Here is a 25005-nt window from a genome sequence, read left to right as displayed (position 1 = left end):
GACGTCGGGTCGATGTAACCCCCCACATCGATCCTCGCGTCCCACCGCGATGAGTGTCTCTCCGCTCGGAAAGCCTCGCCGCCCGGAAGCCAGCATTAGAAGTTCCGTGGGCATGCCACGTGCGTGCGCTGACGATCAGACAAATGGACTGGCGCTATGACCACCGACACCAATGAAAAGCGGCCCTTCAATCTTTCGCGCTGGGCAATCGGGCATCCGAGCATTGCGCGGTTCCTGTTCGGCCTGATCATCCTGGCCGGTGCGCTCGGGCTGATGCGCATGGGCCAGAAGGAAGACCCGGATTTCACTTTCCGCGTCATGGTCGTCCAGGCTGTCTGGCCGGGTGCCTCGATCCAGGACATGGAGGACCAGGTCGTCAACAAGATCGAGCGCAAGCTGCAGGAAACGCCTCATCTCGATTTCGTCCGGTCCTACACGCGCGCCGGCAGCGCCATCATCACCTTGCAGGTGGAAGGCGACACCAATCCCGCGCAGGTCGCGGATGCCTTCTACCAGGTGCGCAAGAAGGTCGGCGACATCGCCAACGAGCTGCCTCAAGGGCTGCTCGGGCCCTACTTCAACGATGAGTTCGGCGACACTTTCATCACGTTGCATTCGATCAGCGGCGACGGCTACAGCTATCCCGAGCTGAAGAAATTGGCCATCCAGGCGCGTGACATGCTGCTGACGACGCCCGGCGTCGAGAAGGCCGTGATCATCGGCGACCAGCCGGAAAAACTCTATATCGACGTTTCGTCCAAGGCGCTTGCCGAGCGTGGCCTGACGCTGACCGACCTGCAGAACGCGATCAAGGGCCAGAACAATGTCGATCCGGCGGGCTCGGTCGATACCGGCACGAACTCGGTGCGCATTTCGGTCGAGGGCGACGTGACCAAGGCTGCCGACATCCGCGAACTTCGCTTGCGCGCCGGCAACCAGGTGACGCGCCTGGGCGACATCGCCACCGTGACCTCCGGCCTCGAGGATCCCTATCAGCGCAAATACCGCTTCAACGGCCACGACAGCGTCCAGGTCGGTGTCGTCATGGCCAAGGGCTTCAATGTCACCGATGTCGGCAAGGACGTCGAGGCGACCTATCACCGCTTCGAAGAGGCGCTGCCTTACGGCGTTTCGGTCGATCAGATCGCCGACCAGCCGGAAGTCGTGCGGGAAGCGGTGGGTGAGTTCATGAAGGCGCTCGGCGAGGCGCTGCTGATCGTGCTTGTCGTCTCGTTCCTGACGATCGGCTGGCGCTCGGGCCTGGTGATCGCGATCACCATTCCGCTCGTCCTGGCCGCGACCTTCGCAATCATGTACGAGATCGGCATCGATCTGCAGCGCATTTCGCTCGGCGCGCTGATCATTGCGCTCGGCCTGCTCGTCGACGACGCGATGATCGTCGTCGAAATGATGGAACGCAAGCTCGAGGAAGGGCTGGTCAAGGTCGAGGCGGCGAGCTTCGCCTATACCTCGACGGCCTTCCCGATGCTGACCGGCACGCTGATCACCACCGCCGGCTTCATCCCGGTCGGCTTCGCCGCCTCGACTGCCGGTGAATATGTGCGCACGCTATTTTATGTCGTCGGCATCGCGCTGGTCGTGTCCTGGTTCGTGGCGGTCTATTTCACGCCGTGGCTCGGTAACATGATCCTCAAGCAGCGAAAACACGCCGGCAACCATCACGATGTCTTCGACACTCGCTTCTACCGCCGGCTTCGCGCCACCGTCAGCTGGTCCGTGCGCCACCGCATCATCGTGCTGGTCATGACACTGGTGACCTTCGCAACCAGCCTTTGGGCGTTCCAGTTCATCCCGCAGAATTTCTTCCCACAGTCGTCGCGTCCGGAAATCCTTGTCGACCTCTGGCTGCCGGAAGGCACCAGCATCAAGGAAGTCGAGACGCAGGCCAAGGCGCTCGAAACCAAGATGATGGACGACAAGGACAAGCGCTTCATCGCCACCTATATCGGCGAGGGCGCGCCGCGCTTCTTCCTGCCGCTCGACCAGCAGCTTCGCAATCCGAATTTCGCCCAGCTTCTGGTGATGGCCAATGACGAACCGGCCCGCGAGCGGCTGATCGTCAAACTGCGCACCATTCTGGCCGAGGATTTCCCGTCGGTCCGCGCCAAGGTCGACCGCCTGTTCCTCGGGCCGCCCACGGGCTGGCCGGTGCAGATGCGCGTCATGGGCCCGGATCGCCAGGAGGTGCGCCGCATCGCCGACGAGGTGAAGGCGAAGTTCCAGGCAAATCCGCTGCTCGGCGCCGTCCACGACGACTGGCTGGAGCCGGTGCCGGAGATGAAGCTGGTGATCGACCAGGATCGCGCCCGTGCGCTCGGCGTCTCCTCGCAACGCATCCGCCAGATGCTGCAGGCAACCATGTCGGGAGCGCCGCTCGATGATTTCCGCGACGGCGAGGAGACCGTTTCGATCGTCGCCCGCGAACCGGAGGCGAGCCGTCACCTGCTGTCGGCGGTCGACTCCGTTTCTATCCCGACGGATTTCGGTGGCTTCGTGCCGCTGTCGCAGGTCGCCAAGGTCGTGCCGGTGCTGGAGCAAGGCGTCGAATGGCGGCGCGACCGCCTGCCGACCATCAGCGTGCGTGCCACGCTGCCGGATGGCGTGCAGTCGAACGACGTCGTGATGAAGATGTACAGCGAGATGCAAGGCCTGCGCGACGGCCTCGCACCCGGCTACAACATCGAGATTCAGGGCGGCGCCGAAGATTCGGCCGAAAGTCAGGCCTCCATTGCTGCGAAAGCTCCAATCATGCTGGCCGTCATCGTCGTGCTGCTGATGATCCAGCTGCAGCATTTCGGCAAGGCGATGCTGGTGCTGGCGACCGGTCCGCTCGGCATCATCGGTGCAGCCGCAGCACTTTTGATCAGTGGCGCGCCGTTCGGCTTCGTCGCCATCCTCGGCGTGATCGCGCTGCTTGGCATCATCATGCGCAACTCGATCATCCTGGTCGACCAGATCGACCAGGATATAGCGTCCGGCATGGAACGCTCGGAGGCCATCATCGGCTCGGCGGTCCGCCGCTTCCGGCCGATCATGCTGACGGCGTTGACCGCGGTCCTGGCGCTGATCCCGATTTCGCGCGGCGTCTTCTGGGGTCCGCTCGCCTATGCCATGATGGGCGGCATTCTCGTCGCCACGGTGCTTACCATCCTCGTGCTTCCGGCAGGCTATGCCTTGTTCTTCGGCAGAGAGCGCAAGAAGGCCAAGGACGCCGAGCAGGCGGCCGAGCCGGAGCTGGCAGACAACGACGACAGGCCGCGACTGCCCCTAGCGGCCGAATAGAGTGGCCGCCGAATAGAGCTGTTGGCAGATGTGACGTCCAGGGGTTAAATCCCCACCGGCCGAGGCGCTGGAGGAGGACGTCATGACCATAGCTCGGACACCGGTGGCGCTGCGCCAGCCGATCGACGGACGCCATCGCCAGATGTTCGTCGATGGCGCTTGGGTCGACGCCCGCTCGGGCCGGACCATGGAGACCCGCAATCCGGCCACCGGCGCGGTCATTGCGACGGTGCCGCGTGGCGATCGCCAGGATATCGATTTGGCGGTGACCGCGGCGCGCAAGGCCTTCGACGGGCCGTGGAGCCGGTTCAAACCCTATGAGCGGCAGGTGCTGCTGCTCAGGATCGCCGACCTCTTCGAAAAACATTGGGAGGAGATCAGCCGCTCGGACACGACCGACATGGGCATGCCGATCGTGCGCACCCGCGCCAACCGCAACCGCGTCATCGGCATGCTGCGCTATTACGCCGGCATGGCGACGTCCCTGCATGGCGAGACGATCGAGAACTCGCTGCCGGGCGAAGTCGTCTCCTTCACCCGCAAGGAGCCGGTCGGCGTCGTCGGCGCCATCATCCCCTGGAACGCGCCGACGGCCGCTTCGGTCTGGAAGATCGGGCCGGCGCTGGCCACCGGCTGCACGGTGGTGTTGAAACCTTCGGAAGAGGCGCCGCTAACACCGCTTTTGATCGCCGACATCATGAACGAAGCCGGCGTTCCGCCGGGCGTCGTCAACATCGTGACCGGCACCGGCGCCGAGGCAGGTGCCGCACTTGCCGAGCATATGGGCGTCGACAAGATCGTCTTCACCGGCTCGACGGCAACCGGCCAGTCGATCGTCCGCGCCTCGGCCGGCAATCTCAAGCGGGTCTCGCTGGAGCTCGGCGGCAAGTCGCCGGTCATCGTCTGCGCCGACGCCGATCTCGACAGGGCGGTGCCGGTGGCGGCGATGTCGGTGTTCGCCAATTCCGGCCAGATCTGCATCGCCGGCTCGCGCCTGTTCGTCGAACGCTCCATCCATGACGAGTTCGTCGAGCGGCTGGCGGCCTATGCCAAGGCCCTCAAGATCGGCGACGGCATCGACCCGGCGACCGAGATCGGCCCGCTCGTCTCAGAAAAGCAGCTGCAACGGGTCGCCTCGTATCTCGAAGCCGGCACAGCGGAGGGCGCGACCCTCGTCATCGGCGGCACACGTCTTGTGGAGGGTCCATTGGCCGCCGGCAATTTCGTCGCGCCGACGATTTTTGCCGGCGTCTCGGACGACATGAAAATCGCGCGCGAGGAAATCTTCGGGCCGGTCATTTCGGCGCTGCCGTTCGATACACTCGACGAGGCGGTCGAGCGGGCCAACAACACGCCCTACGGTCTTGCTGCCGGGGTCTTCACCCGCAATGTCGCCACCGCGCACCAGCTTTCCAGGAAAATCCGCGCCGGCTCGGTCTGGGTGAACACCTATCACGCCATCGATCCGGCCGTGCCCTTCGGCGGCTATAAGATGAGCGGCTACGGCCGCGAGGGCGGTGCCGAGCACCTCGACGAGTATCTCAACACCAAGGGTGTGTTCATCAAGATCGATTGAGCGATCCGCCGAATAGGCCCAGAAACGAAAAACCCGCCTCAGCGGCGGGTCATCGGCGCCAATCGGCACTGCAGCTAAATTAGTAGCATAATTGCCGGCACAAAGCAAGAACAAAGCATGCAGGGATCAAGCGCATCGTGCGCTTGATCCCCTGGGGCGGGATGTCAGATGACGAACAGCCAGTTGGCGAGCAGCATCACCACGACGCCGGCAATCAGCGTCAGGTAGGGTAGCATTCCCGCCTTTCTGACGGCGAGATCGGACGAAGTCATGCCGAGATCAGCCAGCATGTGGTCGGGGAATTTGCCCTTGTCCTGGATGTAGTGCCGGAAGCAGAACACCGGGATGATGAGGGCAGCCGTGATCAGCCCTGCCCACAGCGCCATCGGGTTCCAGACCTTTGCCCCGGCGCCCATGAAGATCATGTTGACATAGGCAAAGACGGCGCCGAGGCCTAGCAGCCAGCTCGGCGCGCGCCATGGCCGCGCGATGTGGCCGTTGTCGATGCGATGGATCCAGCCGGCATTGAGGTTGAGGAAGTTGAAGATGATGTAGCCGCAATTCGACACGGCGAGGATGAAGAAGAAGCTCGTCGCGTCGGCCGAGGCGATGGCCAGCACGGCCAGGTTGAAGATCAGGTCTGTCCACATGGCCCGGGTCGGGGCGCCATGCTCGTTGACATGGCTGAGATAGCGCGGCAGCCAGCCATCGACCGAGCCTTGGTAAAGCGTGCGCGAGGACCCCGCCATCGCCGTCATGATGCACAGCACCAGCGCCAGGATCATCAGCATCACCAGCAGGCTATGGATTAGCTGTCCGCCGCCGACCATGCCGGCCAAGGCGTCGGCAACACCGGAGCCATCGACGATCGGGGTGGCCAGCATGCCGTTCAAGCCGAGCACGCCCTGGAAGGTGAACGGCACCAGGATGAACAGCAGCATGCACAGCAGGCCGGAATAGAAGATCGCCTTGAAGGTGTCGGTGCCGGGATTCTTGAACTCGGACGTGTAGCAGACGGCGGTCTCGAAACCGTAGGTCGACCAGGCGGCGATGAACATGCCGCCGAGAACGAGCGTCCAGCCGGCGATGTTCCACGCCCCGGGCTCCGGCGCGTAGGCGGCAGCCAGCGGCACCAGCGGCGAAAAATTCGCCCAGTCGATCTGGCCGGTGATGATCGGCACGACGCCGACGATCAGCATCGGAATGATCACGAACAGGCCGATATATTTCTGCACGTTGGCCGTGCCCAGGATGCCGCGATGCTGGATCGAGAAGATGATCAGCATCAGCACCGCGCCGATAAAGAAGGTGGCGTTGAAGGTGAAAGAGACCGGCCCCAACGTGTGACTGTAGAGCGTCCAGTTGCGGATCGCCGGCGTGGCGGCCGCGGTCACCGCCGTGATGGCGTCGGCGGCACTCGTTCCGGCATTGGCCGCGATATAGGCGGCGACTTCCGGCGAGGTGTCGGTAAATAGCGGCACCGGCGCCAGCGCGTTGAGGATGTAGGCGGCGGCGATCGAGCAGCCGAGCGACAGCACCGGCGACCAGGCGAACCAGTTGCACCACACCGAAAGCGGCGCGATGAACTTGGAATAACGCAGCCAGGCGGTGGCGCCATAGATCGAGGCGCCGCCGGACTTGTTCGGGAACAGGCCGGCGATTTCCGCATAGGTGAAGGATTGCAGGAAGCCCATGATCATGGACACGGTCCAGATCAGGAAGGCCAGCTTCCCGGTCGTGCCGGCAATGCCGCCGATCGAAAACAGGACAAGGGCAGGAACGCCGCTTGCCACCCAAAAGGCGCCGCGCCAATCGATGTTCCGGTGCAGCTTCCCTTCGGCGGGCGGCACCAAGGCAGAGACTATCGTGCTCATTTACGTGAATTCCCCATTTTTGATGTTCCCCATCGGCGATAGCCGACACCTCGCGTGCGTCACCGACGCACGCGTTGAACGACCTCAGGCGTTTTCCGCTCAGTAGTATTTTTTTCTTGGCAGTGAAGATTGATCGGTCACGCTTTCACGTCAAGCGTTTTGTGAAACTGTGCACATCGCAGATGTTGGCACACGCTCTTACCTTCTCCCACAAGGGGGAGAAGGTAAGAGATGCTGCTGTCAGGAACGCGGTCTGGTCTTTTGCGGGTCGTAGTGCGCGAAGGCGACGACGCGCGCCGGCAGCCGCTTGCTGTGGCCGTCGAGCTTGCCGATCTCGACCTCGGTACCGATGGCGGAATGGGTGACGTCAAGCCTGGCCAGCGCGATATTCTTGTTCAGCAGCGGCGAGCGCATGCTCGAGGTGACCTCGCCGACCTGGGCGCGGCCGACATGGACGCAATCGCCATGGCCGACCGCGACATTGGCGTCGATGTCGAGGCCGACCAGTTTCTTCTGCGGGTTTTCCTTGCGCCGGATCAGCGCCTCGCGGCCGATGAAATCGTCGGTCTTGGTCTTCAGCGGCGCGGTGAAGCCGATGCCGGCCTCGAACGGATCGGTCTGGTCGGAAAACTCATAGCCGGCAAAGATCAGCCCGGCCTCGATGCGCACCATGTCGAGCGCCAGCAGTCCCATCGGCTTCAAGCCGTGCGGCTGGCCGGCCTCCCAGATGGCGTCGAACACCTTCGCGGCGTTGCGGGGATGGCACCAGATCTCGTAGCCGAGTTCGCCGGTGTAGCCGGTGCGCGAGACGACGACCGGAATGCCGTTGCCGCCGCCGATGCGGGCGACGGCGAAACGGAACCATTCGAGCTCCTCGATCGACGGCTGCAACGGCGAGGTCCAGATGATCTCCTTGAGGATGTCGCGGCTCTTCGGTCCTTGCACGGCGACATTGTGCATCTGGTCGGTGGACGAGCGCACCAGGACGTTGAGGCCGAGCTTGGTCGCCGTCTCGCGTAGCCATTCGCCGGAAAGATCGTCGCCGCCGACCCAGCGGAAATTGTCCCTGCCGAGCCTCAGCAGCGTGCCGTCGTCGATCATGCCACCATGCTCGTAGCACATGGCGGAATAGACGACCTGGCCGACACCGAGTTTTTTTACGTCGCGGGTCAGCGTGTATTGCAGGAGCGCTTCCGAATCCGGGCCGGTGACCTCGAATTTGCGCAGCGGCGACAGGTCCATGATCACGGCGTCCTGCCGGCAGGCCCAGTATTCGGCGATAGCCCCTTCTTTGGCGAAGGAATTGGCCAACCAATAGCCCCTGTACTCGACGAAGTTGCGGGTGTGCTTGGCAAAGTTCGAATGAAAAGCGGTCTCGCGGGTCATTTTCGGTTCCGAATCGGGCGTCATGCGTCTGGCGATCGCTCGCGAGAATTTGTGCTGGCCGGAATAGGTCCGCACATGGATGTCGGTCAGGTTCCAGCCATTGGCCGGCGTCGTGTCGTCGGGGCAGGCGGACGAGACGCAGACGATGTCGGTGAGCGCCCGCAGCAGCACGTAGTCGCCCGGTCGCGACCATGGCTCGTCGGAAACCATGACGCCATGCGCGTCGATCGCCGTGTTGAAGAAGAAGTTGATCGCCATCCAGCCCGCGCGGGGGTTCACTCCCTTGTCCGACAGCGCACGGTTGAAATTCTCCGAGCAATTGGGGTGACCGGGATAGCCGATGTCGTCGTAATATTTGGCGGCGCAAGCGAGCGCGAACGCATCGTGCCGGCCGCACGTGTCATGCACCACTTCGACCAACGGCTCCATGTCCTGGTCGTAATATTTCGAATGCAGGCCGGGCATCGGATAGTTCGAGCCCATCAACGTGCGGGTCGTCGTCACGTCGAGCGGATGGTCGCGTCCCTTGTCCAGCTTACGCGCCGAAAAGCACTGGAAGTCCGTGCATTGGCGCCCGTCGACATCGATGATCTGCAGATAGTCACCGGCTTTGACGAAGTAGGCTTCCGCGGTCGCCGAATGGACGCGCAGATCGAGCACCGGATCGGCGAGCGGATCGCCCAATTGCGACTTCGCCGCCGGACGGATCGTGGCGCGGCGGACGATGACGCTGAGCGGCGTCGCCGTGTCATGGCCGTCGACCAGCATCGGACCACCCGGGGCGGCAATGAGCATCGAGCCGTCGCGGGCGACGGTAAAACCCTGTTCGGTGCCGGCAGGGGTGGCGCCGCCGAAGACGCGAACCGCCTTTGCCTGATCAAGCTGCACCTGGCGTCGCTCCAGCCCCCGGCACAAGGAAGCGAGGCTGTCGTCGCCATCGGCCAGCAGCGCCTTGATGCCGGCGGCGTTGCTGTTGGATTTCTCGCCGAAAATGCCGGCGTCGGTCACGCCGCTCTTGTCCCATGCCAGCAGCTCACAGGCCTGTCCGCCTTCGACGTTGCGCACGGTGATGGTGTCACCGGCCTCGATCTCGATGAGCACCGCGCCATTGCCTTGGACGGAATAGCGCTCCATGCCAGCCGGCAGCGCGATCTGGCCGGGCCTAAGGATAAGGCTGGGCCGGGGCGGTCCGGCTGCGACGGCGGGGTAGGGCGACTGGCTCATCTCGACCCTATGGTTTTAGGAAATAAGTTTGCCTGTACGTGAAATTATTTTAGCGGCAAGAATAGCAGTGCTTGCAGTTTTGGCAAGGCGGAGCGACCAGGTGCGGCTCTCCCTTCTCCCCTTGTGGGAGAAGGTGGCCGAGCGCAGCTCGGTCGGATGAGGGGTGCTGGACGGATCGCAGCGTTGAAGACGTAAGCGCCTGGAATTATTTGTTTCTTTGACGCCGAGTTTCTTCCAACACCCCTCATCCGTCTTGGCGCTACGCGCCAATCCACCTTCTCCCACAAGGGGAGAAGGGAAGAGGCAGGCGCTACCCCAATTCCTCTGAATACCCGATCTCGACCCCATACTCGGCGGCCGCGTCGAGTATCGTGCGCCACAGGCTTTCCGCGAAGGTTGCAAACACCAGAAGATTGAACACCGCCTGACCGTCCGGCCGGTCATAGCCACGCCAGAGATTGACGCTGGTATGGTCGATCGATGTCGCGGCGGCAGTGCCGGTCGGAAACGCCGCCGGGTGCAGATCGATCGACGACAGTTTCGCCAGCATGGCCCGCGCCTTGGCTCCCGAGACGCTGATCAGGGCGCGCGCATGCGACTGGTCGGACAGCGAAGCCGACTGCGAAAACGCCTGGGTCAGTGGCTCCATCGTGTGCTTGCCGCCCTTCGACAGGACGAGGAACTGATCCGGCCCTGACCAGATCAGCGAGGTGTCCGCGGTTTGGACCGCCTTGGGCGCATCCGGAGCGGCAACGCCGAAACGGACTTCCGCGGCGCTGGCCAGTTCCGCCCCTTTGCCGCGTCGCGCCATCACCTGGATCAGGTCGAAATTGCGGATCTCGGTGAGCGAAATGCCCGGTTCGACGTCACGCGCGCCATAGTCGCCCACGACAAGCGCGTGCTCCAGCGGACTGCGAGAAACCCAGGAAAATTCAGCCACGCTGGCGCCCTCCATCCGGATCATAGAAGACGGGATTGCACAGCTCGACGTCATAGTCTTCGCCGCGCAGCGGATCATGCGCATGGACGATCTCGCCGATCCGCTCGCGGCCGCGCTCGACAAGCGCCAGCCCGATCCACTGGTCGAGCGTCGGCGAGAAGCAGACCGACGTGACATAGCCCTGGTCGTTTGTGGAACCCGGTATCTCGCCCTTTGGAATGATATGCGCGCCGGCGCGCAGGCGGCGCGCTCTGTCCGTCGGCTTGATACCGACCACGACCTGCCGGTCGGGCGCGACCAGCGCCTCGCGTCCGGCCATGACGCGGCCGATAAAATCCTTCTTGGTCGACATCATCTTGCCGAGGCCGAGATCGGCGGCGGTCGTGGTGCCGTTCAACTCTGGTCCGGCGACATGGCCCTTTTCGATGCGCATGACGCCGAGCGCCTCGGTGCCGTAAGGCGTCACGCCGAATTGTTTGCCGGCCAGCATCAGGTTGCGCACCAGCGCGTCGCCATAGCGGGCCGGAACGGAAATCTCGAACGCCATCTCGCCGGAGAACGAGATGCGGAACAGCCGCGCCCTGATGCCGCCGCGAAGCGCGACTTCGCGCGCGCCCATGAACGGAAAGCCCTCGTTCGACAAATCCTCGGCCGGATCGACGATTTCGCCGAGCAGGTCCCGCGTCTTCGGCCCGGCGATAGAGAATTGCGCCCACTGGTCGGAGACGGAGGTCAGCTGCACGTCGAGTTCAGGAAACAGCACCTGCCGGCAGAATTCGAGATGCTGCATCACCGGCCCGGCCTTGGCGGTCGTGGTGGTCAGGAAATAATGATCCTCGGCCAGCCGCGACGTGGTGCCGTCGTCATAGACCATGCCGTCCTCGCGCAGCATCAGCCCGTAGCGAGCTTTTCCCACGGCGAGATTGGAGAAGGTGTTGATATAGACGCGGTCGAGGAAGGCGCCGGCATCCGGCCCGTGCACATCGATCTTGCCGAGCGTCGAGACATCGCAGAAGCCGACGGCAGAGCGCACCGCCTTGACCTCGCGGGTGACCGATTCCAGCCAGTCCTTCTCGCCGGCGCGCGGATACCATTGCGCGCGCTTCCACAGGCCGGTGTCGACGAACACGGCGTCCTGTTCGGCTGCCCAGTGGTGCGACGGCGTCAGTCTTGTCGCATGGAAGTTCTCGTCGCGATGGTGGCCGGCAAAGGCGCCGATGGCGACCGGCACATAGGGCGGACGGTAGATCGTCGTGCCGGTCTCGGGGATGGATCTGCCTGACACCGCCGCCATGATGGCGAGGCCGGCGACGTTCGAGGTCTTGCCCTGGTCGGTGGCCATGCCGAGCGTCGTATAGCGTTTCAGATGTTCGACCGATTCAAAGCCTTCGCGCTGCGCCAGTTCGATGTCGGAAGCGGTGACGTCATGCTGGTAGTCGACAAAGGCTTTGCCTTTACCGGCGACATGCCAGAGCGGGGTCAGCGAAAAAGCCTCGTCGTCGGCGACGGGCGGCGTGCCGGCATTGCCCCTGTGTCCGGCGCTCTGTGCCGCAGCCGCACCGGCGGCAAAGCCTTGGCGCAGGCACGCACCAAGGCCGAAGGCTCCGTTGGCGGCACCGGCGGCCACCATGCCCGGTGGGGCGCTGTCCGGCACGAAGGCCGATATATCATCCTGCCATTTCGGCCGGCCGCGATGATAGGACGTCAGCCCGACCGCCGGATTCCAGCCGCCGGAAACGGCAAGCCCGTCGGCTTCGACCTCGGCGCGCGCACCGCCGGTCAGCGATACCGAGATTTTCCTGACGCCGTCCTTGCCGCCTTCGACACCAGCGACCGAACCGTTCAACACGGGAAACTCGGCCTTGGCGGCAAGCGCGCGATGCGCAGCCGACACATCCGGGCGCGCGTCGACGACCGCTGCGATCTGCAATCCGGCGCCAAGCGCGGTCTCGACCGTCCGCCATCCATCCTCATTGTTGGTGAACAGCGCGATCCTCTTCGCAGGGGTTGCCGCATAGCGTTCGACATAGGCCCGCATCGCCGAGGCCATCATCACGCCGGGCGTGTCGTTGCCAGCAAAGACGATCGGCCGTTCGATGGCGCCGGCGGCAACAATCGAGCGCTTTGCCACGATCCGCCACAGCCGCTGGCGGACCTGGTGTTCGGGCGGGGAGGGCAGGTGGTCGTTGACCCGCTCAATCGCGCCATAGGTGCCGCCATCATAGACGCCAAACAGTGTCGTGCGGCTCATGATGCGGACATCGGGCAGCGTCGTGAGCTCGGCCAGCGTGCGGGAGATCCATTCGGCCGCCGGCATGCCGTCGATCGTGCCGCCGTCGGCGAGCAGGCGGCCGCCGACCGCAAAATCTTCCTCGCACAGGATGACGCGGGCGCCGCTGCGCCCGGCGGCAAGCGCTGCCGCCAGCCCGGCCGGGCCGGAACCGGCGATCAGAACGTCGCAATACGCCCAGGCCTTGTCGTAATGGTCGGGATCGGCGACGCCAGCTGCGCGGCCAAGACCGGCGGCGCGGCGGATCGCTGGCTCATAGATCGCTTCCCAGAATTTTGCCGGCCACATGAAGGTCTTGTAGTAGAAGCCGGCAACGAAGATCGGCGCGAACAACTGGTTCACCGCCATCAGATCGTGCCGTAGCGACGGCCAGCGGTTCTGGCTGGCGGCTTCGAGACCGTCGTAAAGTTCTGCCGTGGTCGCTTTGGTGTTCGGTTCGCGGCGCGCGCCCGTTCGCAGCTCGACCAGCGCATTGGGCTCTTCCGAGCCTGCGGTCAGGATGCCGCGCGGCCGGTGGTATTTGAACGAGCGGCCGACCAGCTTGACGCCATTGGCAATCAGCGCCGAGGCCAGCGTGTCGCCCTCGAAGCCGGCAAAGGTTTTGCCGTCGAAGCGAAAATTCAGCGGTGCCGAACGATCGATAAGGCCGCCGCTCTCCAGCCGGTGTGTCTGTGCGCGACTGACCATCAGGCGCCAACCTTGGCGGCGCCGGCGCCTGCCGCCGGCTCGACCGACGAAATCTCGTGTGTCAGCGTGTTGCGGGTGATCTTCAGCCAGGCCCGGCAGCCGCCGCCATGATACCAATGCTCGGTCGTCTCGCCGGCAATGTTGTCGCGCAGATAGACGTAGTCGAAGACGTCGTCCTCCGAGGCGCCGGCCGCCGGACGCACCGGCTTGGCGTCGCCGAGATAGGTGAACTCGCCGAGTTCACGTTCGCCGCAGAAGGGACAGACAATACGCATGTTTTCTGGACCGTCCTCAGTGCAGACTCGGTTGGGCGCCGACGCCCTTTTCATCGATCATCGCGCCGCGCCGGAACCGGTCGAGGCGGAACCGCGCCGCCTCCTTGTGCGGTTCGTCGCGGGCCAGAAAATGGGCAAAGACAAGACCGGAGCCGGGCGTCGCCTTGAAGCCGCCATAGCACCAGCCGGCGTTGAGATAGAGCCCGTCCACCGGCGTCTTGTCGATGATCGGCGAGCCGTCCATCGACATGTCCATGATGCCACCCCATTGCCGCAACAGGCGCACGCGACCGATCATCGGCATCAGCGCCATGCCGCCCTCGCACACGTTTTCCATGACTGGCATGTTGCCGCGCTGGGCATAGGAATTGTAGCCGTCGATGTCGCCGCCGAAGACCAGCCCGCCCTTGTCGGACTGGCTGACGTAGAAATGGCCGGCGCCGAAGGTCATGACGTTGGGGATCAGCGGCTTGATCGCCTCGGAAACGAAGGCCTGCAGCACATGGCTTTCGATCGGCAGGCGCAGGCCCGCCATCGCCGCGACGCGCGACGAACTGCCGGCAACGGCCATGCCGACCTTGCCGGCGCCGATCTTGCCGCGTGTCGTCTCGACCCCGGTCACCTTGCCGTTGGCGTCGCGCGAAAAACCTGTCACCTCGCAATTCTGGATGATGTCGACGCCGAGTGTACTCGCCGCATGGGCGTAGCCCCAGACCACGGCATCGTGGCGTGCCGTGCCGCCGCGCCGCTGCAGCAGCCCGCCTTGCACGGGAAAGCGAGCATTGTCGAAGTTCAGGAACGGCATCATCTTCTTGACCGCCGCCAGGTCGAGCAGTTCGGCATCGATGCCATTGATGCGCATGGTGTTGCCGCGCCGCGCATAGGCGTCGCGCTGCGCGTCGGAATGATAGAGATTGATGACGCCGCGCTGGCTGACCATGGTGTTGTAGTTGAGGTCCTGCTCCATGCGCTCCCACAGCTTCATCGACAGCTCGTAGAAGCCGGTGTTGCCGGGCAGCCCGTAATTGGAGCGGATGATAGTGGTGTTGCGACCGGCATTGCCGGAGCCGATCCAGCCCTTTTCGAGCACGGCGACATTCCTGATGCCGTACTCGCTGGCCAGGAACCATGCCGTCGCCAGGCCGTGGCCGCCGCCGCCGATGATCACCACGTCGTAGTGATCCTTCGGGCTGGCGTCGCGCCAAGTGCGCTGCCAATTCTTGTGGCCGGAAAGCGCGGCGCGGGCGAGGGAGAAGATCGAGTATCTCATAAATCTATTCCGAGGTCGCTCGCGCCACGCAGGACCTTTCTTGACGCATCGGATTCATCCGAAAACCGCTTCACACTTTTCGGTTCGATGCTCTAGATATCCAGCGTGTGGTCACGCTCCCACTGGGTGAAGTGGGAAGCATAGGAATTCCATTCCTGGTGCTTGAGCTTTAGGTAAGCCGACGAGAATTCCTCACCCAGCGCCGCCTTGAGCGATTTGTCATTGTCGAACTCGCGCAATGCATCGAGCAGGTTGAGCGGCAGCTTCGGCGCGCCCTCCACCGTGTGTCCGAACTGGTACATGTCGATGTCGTAGCGCCTGCCGGGATCGGCCTTCGAGCGGATGCCGTCGAGGCCGGCGGCGATGATGACGGCCTGCAGCAGATAAGGGTTAGCCGCGCCGTCGGGCAGGCGCAGCTCGAAGCGGCCGGGGCCGGGCACGCGCACCATGTGGGTGCGGTTGTTGCCGGTCCAGGTCACCGAGTTCGGCGCCCAGGTCGCGCCCGAAATGGTGCGCGGCGCGTTGATGCGCTTGTAGGAATTGACCGTCGGGTTGGTGATCGCGGCAAGTGCCGAGGCATGCTTCATGATGCCGCCAAGGAAATTCTTGCCCTTCGCCGACAGGCCGAGTTCCATGGCATTGTCGGCAAAGACATTGGTCTTGCCGTCCTTGTCCCACACCGAAATGTGCGCGTGACAGCCATTGCCGGTCAGGCCGGGGAATGGTTTTGGCATGAAGGTGGCGCGCAGGCCGTGCTTTTCGGCAACGGACCTCACCATGAACTTGAAGAAGGAATGCTTGTCGGCGGTCGCCAGCGCATCGTCGAAAGCCCAGTTCATTTCGAACTGGCCGTTGGCGTCCTCATGGTCGTTCTGGTAGGCGCCCCAGCCGAGCGCCAGCATGTGGTCGCAGATCTCGGCTATGACATCGTAGCGGCGCATCACCGCCTGCTGGTCATAGCAGGGCTTCGACGCCGTGTCGTATTCGTCGGAAATCGTCTTGCCGTCCGGCGAGATCAGGAAGAATTCGGCCTCGACGCCGGTCTTGACATGCATGCCGTCGCCGGCTGCCTCGGCAATCAGCCGCTTCAGCGTGTTGCGCGGCGCCTGGGCGACCGATTTGTCGTCCATGATGCAGTTGGCGGCGACCCAGGCGACCTCCGGCTTCCACGGCAGCTGGATAACCGAATCCGGATCCGGCACCGCCAGCATGTCGGGATGCGCCGGCGTCAGGTCGAGCCAGGTGGCAAAGCCGGCAAAGCCGGCACCGTCCTTCTGCATGTCGGCGATGGCCTGCGCCGGCACCAGCTTGGCGCGCTGGCCGCCGAACAGGTCCGTGTAGGAAATCATGAAATATTTGACGCCGTTCTCTTTGGCGAATGCGGCGAGATCGTTCCCCATTATAGTTCCTCGCTTATGGAATTTTGTTGTGACGTCTTAGAAGCCGTTCTTCCCCGGTATCCAGTTGGTGCCGGCCAGCGGCACGCCGGCCATGGCGGCGGCTTCGATCGTGAGCGCGACGAGATCCTCGGGCTCGAGATTGTGCAGGCTGTTCTTGCCGCACGCACGGGCAATGGTCTGCGCCTCCAGCGTCATCACCTTCAGATAATTCGCCAATCGCCGTCCGGCGGCGATCGGGTCGACCCGCTTCATCAGCTCGGGATCCTGCGTGGTGATGCCAGCCGGATCGCGTCCCTCATGCCAGTCGTCATAGGCGCCGGCTGTGGTGCCAAGCTCGTTGTAGTCCGCCTCCCAGCGCGGGTCGTTGTCGCCGAGCGCGACAAGTGCTGCGGTGCCGATCGACACCGCGTCGACGCCGAGCGCTAGCGCCTTGGCGACATCGGCGCCGTTGCGGATGCCGCCAGAGACGATCAGCTGCACCTTGCGATGCATGCCGAGATCCTGCAGCGCCTGCACCGCCGGCCTGATGCAGGCAAGCGTCGGCTGGCCGACATTCTCGATGAACACTTCCTGGGTTGCGGCGGTGCCGCCCTGCATGCCGTCGATCACGACGACATCTGCGCCTGACTTCACCGCAAGGGCTGTGTCGTAGTAGGGCCGCGCGCCGCCGACCTTGACGTAGATCGGCTTTTCCCAGTCGGTGATTTCGCGCAGCTCCAGGATCTTGATCTCGAGATCATCCGGCCCGGTCCAGTCGGGATGACGCGAGGCCGAGCGCTGGTCGATACCTTTCGGCAGCGTGCGCATTTCGGCGACCCGGTCGGAGATCTTCTGGCCAAGCAGCATGCCGCCGCCGCCGGGCTTGGCGCCCTGGCCGACGACGATCTCGATCGCATCGGCCCGGCGCAAATCGCGCGGGTTCATTCCGTAGCGCGAAGGCAGATATTGATAGACCAGCGTCTGCGAGTGGCCGCGCTCTTCCTCGGTCATGCCGCCGTCGCCGGTGGTCGTCGAGGTGCCGGACAGCGTCGCGCCGCGGCCCAAGGCCTCTTTTGCCGGGCCGGAGAGCGACCCGAAACTCATGCCGGCGATGGTGATCGGGATTTTCAGCTCGATCGGCTTCTTGGCATGGCGCGAGCCCAGCACGACACTGGTGTCGCAGCGCTCGCGATAGCCTTCGAGCGGATAACGCGAGATCGAGGCGCCGAGGAACAGCAGGTCGTCGAAATGCGGCAGTTTGCGCTTGGCGCCGGCGCCACGGATGTCATAGATGCCGGTCGCCGCCGCGCGGCGGATCTCGGAGAGCGTGTAGTCGTCGAAGGTCGCGGATTTGCGCGGCGTCGTCGGCGGGTTGCGATAGGTCATGCTGCCTCAATACGCGTCGGCGTTGTCGATGTTGAAATTGTAAAGCGTGCGCGCCGAGCCGTAACGCTTGAATTCCGCCGCTTTGACGCCGGTCACCCCGGCGCGGTCGAGCAGGCCCTGCAGCAACTCCAGGTGCTCGGGCCGCATCTCCTTGGCGATGCAGTCGGCGCCGAGGCTTTCGACCTTGCCGCGCACGAAGAGCCGCGCCTCGTAGATGGAATCGCCGAGTGCGTCGCCGGCATCGCCCAGCACCACCAGATTGCCGGACTGCGCCATGAAGGCCGACATGTGGCCGATATTGCCATGAACGACGATGTCGATGCCCTTCATCGAAATGCCGCAGCGTGACGACGCGTTGCCTTCGATGACCAGAAGCCCGCCCTTGCCGGTGGCGCCGGCATATTGGCTGGCATCGCCTTTCACCGTTATCGAGCCTGACATCATATTCTCGCCGACGCCAGGTCCGGCCGAGCCATGCACGGTGATGCTGCTGCCGTCGTTCATGCCGCCGCAATAATAACCGACGCTGCCGCGGACATCGATGGTGATCGGCTGGTCGACCCCGACGGCGACCGAATGGCTGCCTTTCGGATGAAGCACCTCCCAGGCGGTCTCGTTCGAACCAGAGGTCAAATCGTGAAGCGCCTGATTGAGATCGCGCAGCGGCATTTCGCTGAGGTCGAAGACCCGTGACGCATGGCTCTGGTCGAGTGCTTTGGAGACGTTGATTGCCGGCATGGACTCAGTGCTCCCAGAAATAGACGGTTGCGGGCTCGGGTTCCCAGACCCTCGCATTGTCTATGCCGGGCAGTTTGGTGAGCGCGCGATATTCCGAGCCGAAGGCGACATACTGGTCGGTCTCGGCCATGACGGCAGGCTTGCAGGCGATCGGATCGCGCACCACGCCGAAGCCGTTCTTGGTGCCGACGACGAAGGTGAAGAAGCCGTCGAGGTCGCTCAGCGTGCCTTCCAGCGCTTCACCGAGATTCTTGCCATGCGCCATCTGCGACGAGAGATAGGCGGCCGCGACTTCGGTGTCGTTCTCGGTCTCGAATTTCATGCCTTCGCGGATCAGCTCGCGGCGGACATTGTTGTGATTGGACAGCGAGCCATTGTGCACAAGGCACTGGTCGGCGCCGGTCGAGAACGGATGCGCGCCCATCGTTGTGACAGCCGATTCCGTCGCCATGCGGGTATGGCCGATGCCGTGCGTGCCGGTCATGCTGCGCACGTCGAAACGATCGACGACCGCTTCGGGCAGGCCGACTTCCTTGTAGATCTCGACAACATCGCCGGCGCCCATGATGCGGATATCAGGGCGAAGCGTCTGGATGGCCTCGCGCGCTTCATCGATCTTGACGGGCGTGGTCCTGACGACTGCATGGGTCGACTTCACCGCAATGCTGACTGGGGCTCCGATGGCCTTGGCCAGTTCGGCGTCGAGACCGCGGAAGTCACGCTCCGGCTTTGCCGACTGGATGGTGATCTTAGCCTCATTGCCTGTTGGCGCGCCGTAGATGGCGATGCCGGCACTGTCGGGGCCGCGATCGCTGAGCGAGATCAGCATCTGCGACAGCATCGAGCCGAGCTGGGGCTCGAGCGACTTGTCCTTCAAAAACAGTCCGACGATTCCGCACATGTCAGGCTCCCGAGGTGAGGTATGATTAGGTGCTACCAGCTTCATGAGTCGAATTCAACTCGCATGAAAGTTTTTTTCATGTTGGACAAGTCGTCTGGCGCAAATGACGCGCCAGACGACCCGATGACGACTTAATGGCGGTCGATCGCCTTTCTCGTTTCCTCTCCGGTGCGATCCGCAGCCATATCGGCTTCGATTTCAGCGCTCTCGTGGCGCGTCTGGAGGACGTGCCAACCGATCCAGAAGACGAGGCCGATGATCACCATCACGACTTCGGAACCCTGAAACGGGTAGATCGCGCCGACGTCCTTGAGGTCCACGGCCCAGCTTTCCATTCCATTAGTAGACATTGCGGTTCTCCTTGTCCGTTGACTATTTGATCATGGCCTTTTCGGCGGTTCCCACTTCGCGGACCGACGCCTCGAAAGCATGGTTGAGGGCAAAGTCGACGCCCTCGAGTTCCACCTTCGCCGGCACGCGCAGGAGGTTCATGCTGTTGAGGATCTTGCAGACTACAAAGGTTGGGACGAAACCGAGCACGAACATCAGCACCGCACCAGCGAAATTGCCGAGCGGGTTGATATGCGCGAAGCCCTCGTAGGGCGAGGATGGCTGTCCCCACAGCATGAAGCCCGCCACCACGACCCCGAGGAATCCGCCATAACCATGCACGGCAACAGCGCCCACCGCATCGTCGATCTTGAAGCGGCGCTCGACGAAATAGTGCAGCTTGTAGCAGATGGTCGGGATGATCGCGCCGATCAGCAGTGCCTGGATCGGGTGATAGAGGTCGTTGCCGGCCGAGGTTGAGATAACGCCGCAAAGTCCCATGGAGAATGTCCAGAAAGGATCGCCTTTCGAGACGATGTAGCCGGCCAGCATCCCGCCCGATAGCGACATCAGGAAGTTGAAGGTGATCGCCGAGAGCGTGGTCGGCGCGAGATAGATGTTGGTTGCCGTCCAGGTTTCGCCGGTGATCTGGCCGGCAATCGTGGCCGGGCTGATCAACGGAATGTTGCACGCGGCATAGAAGCCCCAGAAGCCGGTGAAGATCAGGAACAGGCCGATCGTGACCAGCCAAACATTGTGGGGCGGGATGTCGCGTGCAGTGCCGTCGGGCCTGAACTTGCCGATGCGCGGACCAAGCACGATGAGAAAGGCGAGCGCCGCTCCGCCCGCGATTGCGTGCACGACCCCCGATGCATACGCATCATGATAGCCCCAGAGCTTCACCATCCAGCCTTGCGGATGCCAGCCCCAGGATGCGTCGAGAATCCACAGGACCGAACCGACCAGCACCGCGACGATCCAGAACGCCCCCGAGCGAGCACGTTCTATGATCGAACCCGAGATGATCGACGCCGTCGTAATGGAGAACAGCAGGAAGGCGCCCCAGAACACGCCATTGAGGCGATGCCACAGCGCGGCGTCGGTAGGCGTGACCCCCGTCTCGCCCGGATTGACTCCGGAGAGGTGGGTGCCCATCAGCGGATTCCATGGTTCGGCAAATGGTGCGGTGACAAGTCCGCCCGCGATGCCCGGCCCGTTGGGGAAGCCGAAATAGATCCACCAGCCGAAAAAATAGAAGGTGATCGTGACGAGCGGGATCGCCATCGCGTTCTTCATGAGCGTTTTCAGGTGATTGCGCCGACGCGACACGCCGACCTCGTACATGCAGAACCCGACATGGATGAGGAACATCATGACGATGGTCACCCAGTAATAGAACTCCGTGAAAATGGTCGTCAGAGCGTTGAGATTCCCTTCCATTTCATGTCCCCTCCGTTTAGTTGCGTTCCTTGCCTCTCAGTAAAACTTTTTGCATCTTAGTATTGCGCGCTTTTGGAGTTTTGAGTCAATATGGCGCGGACCGCCGCATGGGCCTCAGTGCCCTGCAGTGGCGAAACGTCGGCAATCATGTTGAGGAGAAGCAAGTCCATGACGGCATCCTGGAGATTTTCGACCTTGGCGGATCGCCATCGCGCGCTCGGTTCGAAGCTCGAAGACTGGAGCGGGATGGGCACCGCCTGGACCTACGACAAGGACGCCGACGAGGAATACATCGCCATCCGCACCAAAGCCGGGCTGATGGACGTGTCGGGCCTGAAGAAGGTCCACATCACCGGGCCGCATGCCTCGCATCTGATCGACCTGGCGACGACGCGCGACGTCGAGAAAATATATCCTGGCAAGTCGGCCTATGCCTGCATGCTCAACGAGGCGGGAAAATTCACCGACGACTGCATCCTCTACCGCACCGGTCCGAATGCCTGGATGGTCGTGCATGGTTCGGGCACCGGCCATGAGGAGTTGCAACGCGCCGCGATGGGCCGCGATGTCTCGCTGCGCTTCGACGACAATCTGCACGACCTTTCGCTGCAGGGGCCGACAGCCGTCGACTATCTGGCAAAGCATGTCCCCGGCATTCGCGACCTCGCCTATTTCCATCACATGCAGACCCGGCTGTTCGGTTTTCCGGTGATGATCTCGCGCACCGGCTACACCGGCGAACGCGGCTACGAGATCTTCTGCCGCGGCCAGGATGCCGGCACGATCTGGGACACCATTCTCGACGAGGGCAAGAGCGCCGGCATCATTCCGTGCCGGTTCACCACGCTCGATATGCTGCGCGTCGAGAGCTATCTCTTGTTCTACCCCTACGACAATTCGCAGAAATATCCGTTCGAGAACGAAGGCCCCGGCGATACGCTGTGGGAACTCGGCCTCGATTTCACCGTCAGCCCCGGCAAGACAGGCTTTCGCGGCGCCGAGGAGCACTACCGCCTCAAGGGCAGGGAGCGCTTCAAGATCTTCGGCGTGCTGCTCGAAGGCAAGGAGCCGGCCGACGAGGGCGCGCCGGTCTATCGCGACGGCAAAAAGGTCGGCGTGGTGACCTGCGCCATGTATTCGCCGCTGGTCAAGAAATCGATGGGCATCGCCCGGCTCGACGTCGACTGCGCCGTCCAGGGCACCAGGCTCGAGATCCGCAACAAGAGCGGCGCCATCAGCGCGACGGCTGAGCCGCTTCCGTTCGATGATCCGAAGAAGACCAAGCGCACGGCGAAAGGCTGAGGCATACTGAGAGGATGGCAGCGAAAAGCATCATCAGCCGGCCGGTCTATGCGACCCTGTCTCCCCAACCCGGCAAGCACCATCTTTTCGTGGCGGATGCAGAAGGTGCGCTGGCGATAACGGATCTGGCACCCAAGGTGCCCGATGGTTTCTTTGCCGATGCGCACATCATCTTCATCCCCGGCAATGAGGGCAAGCATGTCGCCGCCCTTGAGGCGCTGAAGCCGGCGCAACTCTACCAGGGACCTTCCTTTGCCAGCGCCTTGCCGCGGCTGAAGCAGACCCTTGCCAACGCCCACATGGGCCTGCGCCTCTATCTCGCCGGCACCGAGGGGCTAATCGGCCAAGCCATGCAGGCGGCGCTCGAAGCCGGTATCGACCATACCTCGATCCAGACCGAGCATCGCGGCTCGCTGGCGCGCCGCATGCAGTGCGTTCATTGCAAGGGCATCACCGAAAACGTGACCACGCAGCCGGCGACCTGTTCGCATTGTGGCCTGCTTCTTCTGGTACGCGATCACTATTCCAGGCGCCTCGCGGCATTCCAGGGCGTCTGCATCAATGCGGAAGACCGCAGCGAAATTCCTCCCACGGAGGAGATCTTTCGATGAGCACCGGCACCACCAAGCTTGACGTCGTGGTGAGCGATGTCGTCCCGGTCAACGAATTGGTGACGCGCTTCCATTTCCGCAGGCGTGACGAAGCGCTGCTGCCGACATTCTCCGGCGGCGCCCATGTTGTCGTCGAAATGCGAGACGGCGAGCGCACCAGGCTCAACCCGTATTCGCTGATGGGCTCGCCGCTCGACACGCGCGAATACACGATCTCGGTGCGCCGCGACGATGTCGGCCGCGGCGGCTCGCTGTTCATGCACAGGAATGTCAGGCCCGGCATGGAGATGGTGATCAGCTATCCGGTCAATCTGTTCTCGCTCGATTTGCGCGCCAGGAAGCATCTGATGCTGGCGGGAGGCATCGGCATCACGCCGTTCATGGCGCAGACCGCGCAGTTGGCGGCGGATGGCGGCAATTTCGAGCTGCACTACACCTGCCGCACCGCCTCGCTCGGCACCTACGCCGATGTGCTCAGAGAGCGCTACGACCGCCGGGTCAGGCTCTACCACGACGACCGCGACGAGCGCATCGAACTCGATCGGCTGCTGTCGTCGCAGCCGCTCGGCACGCATCTCTATGTCTGCGGTCCGTCCGGCATGATCGACTGGGTGCGCGACCGTGCCGCCGCGCTCGGCTGGCCGGCGGAAACCGTGCATTTCGAGCATTTCGCAGCCCCCCAGCCCGGCGCCCCATTCGACGTGACGCTGGCTGTCAGCGGCAAGACGATCCGCGTCGGCGAGCAGCAGAGCCTGCTTGAGGCGGTCGAGGCCGCCGGCGTCGATCCGCCCTATCTCTGCCGCGGCGGCGTCTGCGGCCAGTGCGAAACCAACGTCATTTCTTCAGACGGCAAATTCATTCACAACGACCACTGGCTGAGCGAGGAAGAGCATCGTTGCGGCAAGAAGATCATGCCCTGCGTCTCGCGCTTCGAGGGCAGGTCGCTGGTTCTGGAAAGATAGGAGGCGAGCCTGGGCATCACCTTTCGCAAGGAAACGTTCCGCGACGACTTCACCTTCAAGAACAGCCCGGAGCACATCAGGCGGTTTCCGTTCCCGTTCCACGAAGACAGCTACATGTATGCGGTCAACATCGAGCCTCATGTTCTGGGGCCGAAGGGCAGCGTGCTTGAAAACCTGATCGACGTCGACGAGCACTATGTCGCCGAGATGCAAGACCGCGCGCTGGTGCTGGCGGAGGACCCGCTGCGCTGCCAGTCGCTGCCGCACATGACACTGGCCGGCTGGGACCTGCTCGAACTTCTGATGGAACAGCAGGCGCTGGGCTATCCCGAGCATTTCACGCTGACGCGCGACGGTGACAGATGGCGCTGGATCAACCGGCCGCTCGGCATCGACGACACCTTCACCTTCGGCGACGTCTCGACGCTGCCCTATGGGCCGATGGAATACATCACGCGCCAGAGCCAGGGCGACTTCTGCATCCTCGACCAGCGCGACGGCAATCTGTGGATGGATGCCGGCATGGTCACCACCCAGGCCGACTGGTCGCTGGATTTCGATATCGGCATGAACTTCTTCGAGTGGCACGCGCCGGTTCCGCTGGCGCATGAGAAGGGCATATTCGTCCGGGCGCTGAAGTTCCTTACCAACATCCAGCAAGGCAAGCCGGCGCGCCGCCTGAACTGGACGATGACCATCAATCCGCGCCTCGACACCAGTCCGGAAAATTATCACAAATGGGGACCGGACCGGACGACGGTGACGCCCGAAAACGTCGGCGACAAGGTCCATCTGCGCGTCGAATTGCAGAGTTTCTGGCGGCTGCCGCGCTCGAACGGCATCGTCTTTCCGATCCGCTGCTACCTGATCAAGATGGACGAGCTGGTGACGCAGCCGAAATGGGCAAGGCGCCTGCATCGCGTGATCCGCGACCTTCCCGAAGAACTCGTCAATTACAAAGGCCTGACGCGCTATCGGCCGACGCTGCTCGAGTGGCTGTCGAAGCTGGATGATGGCAGCCCGACGTCAGCAGGGTTTGGACCGGATTGACTGCTGCCGTCGCCGAAGCTGCCAATCTCCCCCCTCGTGGGGAGATGCCCGGCAGGGCAGAGGAGGGCGCTGTCCCGCCAA

General features: G+C 63.3%; 18 protein-coding genes. 6 read left to right on the top strand and 12 right to left on the bottom strand.

Annotated elements, in window-relative coordinates:
- The first annotated feature begins 156 nt into the window (after positions 1 to 156).
- Entirely contained in the window at positions 157 to 3303 is a 3147-nt protein-coding gene (locus EJ075_RS03435) for an efflux RND transporter permease subunit (protein ID WP_126103361.1), read from the top strand.
- 82 nt (positions 3304 to 3385) lie between these two features.
- On the top strand, positions 3386 to 4879 hold the full coding sequence (locus tag EJ075_RS03430; protein WP_126103360.1) for an aldehyde dehydrogenase family protein: 1494 nt from the start codon (positions 3386 to 3388) through the stop codon (positions 4877 to 4879).
- A gap of 164 nt (positions 4880 to 5043) precedes the next feature.
- Here the strand turns inward: EJ075_RS03430 and EJ075_RS03425 are convergent, their stop codons facing one another.
- From EJ075_RS03425 to EJ075_RS03370, 12 genes are all read right to left on the bottom strand, one after another.
- Positions 5044 to 6753, bottom strand: a complete 1710-nt coding sequence (locus tag EJ075_RS03425; RefSeq protein ID WP_126103359.1) for an APC family permease — start codon at positions 6751 to 6753, stop codon at positions 5044 to 5046.
- Positions 6754 to 6993: 240 nt separating this feature from the next.
- Positions 6994 to 9363, bottom strand: coding sequence for an aminomethyltransferase family protein (locus EJ075_RS03420; protein WP_126103358.1), 2370 nt, complete (start codon positions 9361 to 9363; stop codon positions 6994 to 6996).
- A gap of 310 nt (positions 9364 to 9673) precedes the next feature.
- On the bottom strand, positions 9674 to 10303 hold the full coding sequence (locus EJ075_RS03415) for a sarcosine oxidase subunit gamma family protein (RefSeq protein WP_126103357.1): 630 nt from the start codon (positions 10301 to 10303) through the stop codon (positions 9674 to 9676).
- Positions 10296 to 13280, bottom strand: a complete 2985-nt coding sequence (locus EJ075_RS03410) for a sarcosine oxidase subunit alpha (RefSeq protein ID WP_126103356.1) — start codon at positions 13278 to 13280, stop codon at positions 10296 to 10298. Before EJ075_RS03410 ends, EJ075_RS03415 begins: the two co-directional genes overlap by 8 nt.
- Complete coding sequence (locus tag EJ075_RS03405) at positions 13280 to 13555, bottom strand: sarcosine oxidase subunit delta (protein WP_095483884.1); 276 nt, start codon at positions 13553 to 13555, stop codon at positions 13280 to 13282. The genes EJ075_RS03410 and EJ075_RS03405 overlap by 1 nt, the downstream gene beginning before the upstream one ends.
- A 16-nt stretch (positions 13556 to 13571) precedes the next feature.
- Complete coding sequence (locus EJ075_RS03400) at positions 13572 to 14825, bottom strand: sarcosine oxidase subunit beta family protein (RefSeq protein WP_126103355.1); 1254 nt, start codon at positions 14823 to 14825, stop codon at positions 13572 to 13574.
- 92 nt (positions 14826 to 14917) lie between these two features.
- On the bottom strand, positions 14918 to 16225 hold the full coding sequence (gene glnT, locus EJ075_RS03395) for a type III glutamate--ammonia ligase (protein ID WP_095483886.1): 1308 nt from the start codon (positions 16223 to 16225) through the stop codon (positions 14918 to 14920).
- Between the two features lie 36 nt (positions 16226 to 16261).
- Positions 16262 to 17590, bottom strand: coding sequence for an FMN-binding glutamate synthase family protein (locus tag EJ075_RS03390; protein WP_095483887.1), 1329 nt, complete (start codon positions 17588 to 17590; stop codon positions 16262 to 16264).
- 6 nt (positions 17591 to 17596) lie between these two features.
- The gene (locus tag EJ075_RS03385; protein WP_126103354.1) at positions 17597 to 18328 is read right to left on the bottom strand and encodes a GXGXG domain-containing protein; all 732 of its coding nucleotides are present in this window, start codon (positions 18326 to 18328) and stop codon (positions 17597 to 17599) included.
- Between the two features lie 4 nt (positions 18329 to 18332).
- The gene (locus EJ075_RS03380) at positions 18333 to 19229 is read right to left on the bottom strand and encodes a glutamine amidotransferase family protein (RefSeq protein WP_095483889.1); all 897 of its coding nucleotides are present in this window, start codon (positions 19227 to 19229) and stop codon (positions 18333 to 18335) included.
- Positions 19230 to 19360: 131 nt separating this feature from the next.
- Entirely contained in the window at positions 19361 to 19579 is a 219-nt protein-coding gene (locus EJ075_RS03375) for a hypothetical protein (RefSeq protein ID WP_095483890.1), read from the bottom strand.
- A 22-nt stretch (positions 19580 to 19601) separates the two neighbouring features.
- Positions 19602 to 20999 carry an ammonium transporter gene (locus EJ075_RS03370; RefSeq protein ID WP_095483891.1) on the bottom strand — a complete coding sequence of 466 codons (1398 nt, stop codon included), beginning with the start codon at positions 20997 to 20999 and terminating at the stop codon, positions 19602 to 19604.
- Between the two features lie 168 nt (positions 21000 to 21167).
- Here EJ075_RS03370 and EJ075_RS03365 point away from each other — a divergent pair, with 168 nt between their 5' ends.
- From EJ075_RS03365 to EJ075_RS03350, 4 genes are read left to right on the top strand one after another with little or no spacing between them, the layout of a single operon-like run.
- Positions 21168 to 22301 (top strand): aminomethyltransferase family protein, encoded by a 1134-nt coding sequence (locus EJ075_RS03365; protein WP_126103353.1) that lies wholly within the window; start codon positions 21168 to 21170, stop codon positions 22299 to 22301.
- Between the two features lie 14 nt (positions 22302 to 22315).
- Positions 22316 to 22912, top strand: coding sequence for a dimethylamine monooxygenase subunit DmmA family protein (locus EJ075_RS03360; protein ID WP_126103352.1), 597 nt, complete (start codon positions 22316 to 22318; stop codon positions 22910 to 22912).
- Positions 22909 to 23874, top strand: a complete 966-nt coding sequence (locus EJ075_RS03355) for a PDR/VanB family oxidoreductase (protein WP_126103351.1) — start codon at positions 22909 to 22911, stop codon at positions 23872 to 23874. Before EJ075_RS03360 ends, EJ075_RS03355 begins: the two co-directional genes overlap by 4 nt.
- 9 nt (positions 23875 to 23883) lie before the next feature.
- The gene (locus tag EJ075_RS03350; protein WP_126103350.1) at positions 23884 to 24924 is read left to right on the top strand and encodes a DUF3445 domain-containing protein; all 1041 of its coding nucleotides are present in this window, start codon (positions 23884 to 23886) and stop codon (positions 24922 to 24924) included.
- Positions 24925 to 25005: the final 81 nt, after the last annotated feature.

The organism is Mesorhizobium sp. M6A.T.Cr.TU.016.01.1.1 (assembly GCF_003952585.1).
Lineage (GTDB): Bacteria > Pseudomonadota > Alphaproteobacteria > Rhizobiales > Rhizobiaceae > Mesorhizobium > Mesorhizobium mediterraneum.
This window is presented reverse-complemented; position numbering and strand designations above follow the sequence as displayed.

Excerpts from the sequence above, each read along its gene's own strand:
- EJ075_RS03420 (WP_126103358.1), bottom strand. The coding sequence starts at position 9,363 with ATGAGCCAGTCGCCCTACCCCGCCGTCGCAGCCGGACCGCCCCGGCCC.
- EJ075_RS03410 (WP_126103356.1), bottom strand. The coding sequence starts at position 13,280 with ATGGTCAGTCGCGCACAGACACACCGGCTGGAGAGCGGCGGCCTTATC.
- EJ075_RS03365 (WP_126103353.1), top strand. The coding sequence starts at position 21,168 with ATGACGGCATCCTGGAGATTTTCGACCTTGGCGGATCGCCATCGCGCG.
- EJ075_RS03435 (WP_126103361.1), top strand. The coding sequence starts at position 157 with ATGACCACCGACACCAATGAAAAGCGGCCCTTCAATCTTTCGCGCTGG.
- EJ075_RS03360 (WP_126103352.1), top strand. The coding sequence starts at position 22,316 with ATGGCAGCGAAAAGCATCATCAGCCGGCCGGTCTATGCGACCCTGTCT.
- EJ075_RS03400 (WP_126103355.1), bottom strand. The coding sequence starts at position 14,825 with ATGAGATACTCGATCTTCTCCCTCGCCCGCGCCGCGCTTTCCGGCCAC.
- glnT (WP_095483886.1), bottom strand. The coding sequence starts at position 16,225 with ATGGGGAACGATCTCGCCGCATTCGCCAAAGAGAACGGCGTCAAATAT.
- EJ075_RS03430 (WP_126103360.1), top strand. The coding sequence starts at position 3,386 with ATGACCATAGCTCGGACACCGGTGGCGCTGCGCCAGCCGATCGACGGA.
- EJ075_RS03385 (WP_126103354.1), bottom strand. The coding sequence starts at position 18,328 with ATGCCGGCAATCAACGTCTCCAAAGCACTCGACCAGAGCCATGCGTCA.
- EJ075_RS03370 (WP_095483891.1), bottom strand. The coding sequence starts at position 20,999 with ATGGAAGGGAATCTCAACGCTCTGACGACCATTTTCACGGAGTTCTAT.
- EJ075_RS03405 (WP_095483884.1), bottom strand. The coding sequence starts at position 13,555 with ATGCGTATTGTCTGTCCCTTCTGCGGCGAACGTGAACTCGGCGAGTTC.
- EJ075_RS03390 (WP_095483887.1), bottom strand. The coding sequence starts at position 17,590 with ATGACCTATCGCAACCCGCCGACGACGCCGCGCAAATCCGCGACCTTC.
- EJ075_RS03375 (WP_095483890.1), bottom strand. The coding sequence starts at position 19,579 with ATGTCTACTAATGGAATGGAAAGCTGGGCCGTGGACCTCAAGGACGTC.
- EJ075_RS03380 (WP_095483889.1), bottom strand. The coding sequence starts at position 19,229 with ATGTGCGGAATCGTCGGACTGTTTTTGAAGGACAAGTCGCTCGAGCCC.
- EJ075_RS03425 (WP_126103359.1), bottom strand. The coding sequence starts at position 6,753 with ATGAGCACGATAGTCTCTGCCTTGGTGCCGCCCGCCGAAGGGAAGCTG.
- EJ075_RS03355 (WP_126103351.1), top strand. The coding sequence starts at position 22,909 with ATGAGCACCGGCACCACCAAGCTTGACGTCGTGGTGAGCGATGTCGTC.